The sequence below is a fragment of the Martelella sp. genome (assembly GCF_984369615.1).
The window spans coordinates 1-2,653 of the sequence record NZ_CFHTCS010000485.1 but is presented as its reverse complement, the minus strand read 5'-3'; the positions used below and the strand labels follow the sequence as shown (position 1 = coordinate 2,653).

Annotated in this window: 3 protein-coding genes; 1 reads left to right on the top strand and 2 read right to left on the bottom strand. The window is 62.9% G+C overall.

Going from position 1 to position 2,653, the window contains the following annotated elements:
- Both AC5DC2_RS22625 and dusB read right to left on the bottom strand, forming a co-directional pair.
- Positions 1 to 704, bottom strand: a 704-nt coding sequence (locus tag AC5DC2_RS22625) for a two-component system sensor histidine kinase NtrB (RefSeq protein WP_491700115.1), incomplete at its 3' end; no start/stop codon positions are given.
- A complete protein-coding gene (gene dusB / locus AC5DC2_RS22620) occupies positions 701 to 1,717 on the bottom strand; it encodes a tRNA dihydrouridine synthase DusB (RefSeq protein ID WP_491700114.1) in 1,017 nt (338 codons plus the stop codon). The genes dusB and AC5DC2_RS22625, both read right to left, overlap by 4 nt.
- A gap of 146 nt (positions 1,718 to 1,863) precedes the next feature.
- Between dusB and ispD the strand changes: the two genes are divergently transcribed.
- Positions 1,864 to 2,653, top strand: a 790-nt coding sequence (gene ispD / locus AC5DC2_RS22615; protein ID WP_491700113.1) for a 2-C-methyl-D-erythritol 4-phosphate cytidylyltransferase, incomplete at its 3' end; no start/stop codon positions are given.

Genomic DNA, 2,653 nt, shown 5'->3' with positions numbered 1-2,653 from the left:
TATTCCTCGGTGATCTTGATGTTGCGGGCAAAGCCCGCCTTGGCAAGCGCCTTCACATGGTCGAGCACCGAGTGGATATTGAGTGGCACGCGGTCGATGGGCCGCTCGTCGGAAAACACTTCCATGCGGTCGACGAGGGAGACGATCCGGTCGGATTCGTCGCAGATCAGCCGCGTCAGCGCGCGGTCCTCGTCGCTGGCATTGGTTTCCAGAAGCTGCGCCGCCCCGCGAATGCCGGAAAGCGGATTCTTGATCTCGTGCGCCAGCATGGAGGCAAGTCCCGTCACCGAGCGGGCGGCGGCGCGGTGCACAAGCTGCCGGTCGATCTTGTCGGCCATGGAGCGGATCTGAAAGACAAGAACGACGGACCCCTCCTCACCGACCGGCGCGACATAGATATCCACCAGCTTGTCCTGGCCGAGACGCGGCGAGGACAGGTCGACGCGATATTCATTGACCGGCGCGCGGCGCTCGCGCACCTGCGAAATCAGGGCGAGCAGCGGGCTGTCGAAGGGAATGAAGTCGGAGAGCGCCTTTTTCGCGAGATGCGCGGCGCTCGCTCCGAAAAACACTTCGGCCTCCCAGTTGGTATAGGAGATGCGACCATTCTTCTCGATCAGAACGACGGGGTTCTGGATCGCGTTCAGCACTTCGAGCGCGACCATTTCCGCGGCCTTGCGCATGCCGCCAGCATCGGTGGTCATGCGGCGTTCCTTTCTCCGTCCGTGCGCGTCAGCAGACCTGTCAGCCGGCTCATGACGCGATCGGGATTTGTCTCTGTCATGATATGTGCTCTTTCGGCGCCGTCGATACCGGGGGCGAGTCGGTCGAGATACCAGCCGAGATGCTTGCGCGCATGGCGCACGCCCACATCCTTTCCGTAAAACGACAGCATGTCCTGGTAATGTTCAAGCGCGGTTTCGATCTTCATCGCTAGCGGCGGGTCGCCGGCGCCGGCGAGGATCCCGGCGTGCCAGGGCCGCCCCTGGCAGGCCCGCCCGACCATGACGGCGGTGATGCCGGGACGGGTCAGGAGGTATTCGACATCGCCGCGACTTTCGATATCGCCGTTGGCGATGAACGGCACCTTGACGACCTCCGCGACAGCGACAACCGCGTCCCAGTCGGCGCTGCCCTTGTAGAACTGCATGCGCGTGCGACCATGCACGGTGATCGCCCTTGCGCCGGCCTCTTCGGCGCGGGCGGCGAGATAGCGTGCATTCATGCTCTCATGATCCCAGCCAAGCCGCATTTTCACCGTTACCGGCACGCTGACGGCGGCGACCGTTGCCTCGATGATGGCAAGCGCGCGTTCGGGTTCGCGCATCAGCGCGGAGCCGGTGTAGCCGCCGACGACCTTCTTGGCCGGGCAGCCCATGTTGATGTCGACGATGTCGGCGCCATTCGCCTCGGCAATCCGCGCGGCCTCGGCCATGAAATCGGGATCGCGGCCGGCAAGCTGCACGACATGCGGCTTCAGCCCCGCCCCCTTCAGGCGCGCCCAGCTTTCGGCGGTGTTGAACGTCAGTTCGCGACTTGCGATCATCTCGGTGACGACCAGGCCGGCGCCGAAGCGAAAGGCGAGCTTTCGGAACGGCAGATCGGTGACGCCGGACATCGGCGCCAGAATGACGCGGTTACGGATCCCGACATTGCCGATGGCGAAAGAATCCGATGGATCAGGATGGGACAAATGGCTATCTTTCATGCAGCACATCATATTGCCCTATTTTTAGACAAGTCGGTACTCTTTGCCAAGCGATTTCGCCGGCAACTTACAAAATTTAGGCATATGCTGGAAAATTGGTGCAATCCGGGTAAGTTCGCGCCAACCGGAAACGAGTCACAGGTACATATCTGATCATGACAGCAGGCAAAAGCTTCAATCCCGGCATTGTCGTGGTCGCCGCGGGCCGCGGAGAACGGGCCGGAACGTCGAAGGAGGGGCCGAAACAATATCGCCCCATCGGCGGTAGCCCCGTGATTTCACACACGCTTTCCGGTTTTGCCGAATGGGGCGGGGCAACCGCCGGCATTGTCGTGGTCATTCATCCCGATGACGAGGCGCTCTTCCGCGACGCTCTGTCGCATGTGCTCAAGGCCGAGAACATCCGCTTCGTGCATGGCGGCGCAACCCGTCAGCAGTCTGTTCTGTGCGGTCTCAGGGCGCTCGAGCCGCAGACCCCCAGCCATGTGCTGATCCATGACGCCGTGCGTCCGTTCTTCGATGCCGCGCTGATAGAGCGCATCTGCGCTGCGCTCAAATCCGGCGACACCGCCGTTCTGCCCGCCATCGCCGTCGCCGATACGCTGAAACAGGCCGATGCCCGTCAGATGGTGGCCGGGACCGTGCCGCGCGCCGGGCTCTTCGCCGCCCAGACCCCGCAGGCCTTTGATTTCGGCGCGATCTATGCCGCCCACAGAAAGGCCGCCGACGAGGGCCGGGTCGATTTCACCGATGACGCCGGCATTGCCGAATGGGCAGGCCTGGACGTGCGCCTGGTGGACGGGCTTTCCGACAATGTGAAGCTGACTTTCCGGAGGGATATCGCCATGGCCGACGAGAAGCTTTCGCGCAATATGATTGCCGATATCCGCACCGGAAACGGCTATGACGTGCACAGGCTGGTGCCCGGCGACGGGGTGACGCTCT

What these genes read in the sequence shown, in the direction of transcription:
- dusB (WP_491700114.1), bottom strand. Translation starts at nt 1,717, where the DNA reads ATGTGCTGCATGAAAGATAGCCATTTGTCCCATCCTGATCCATCGGAT.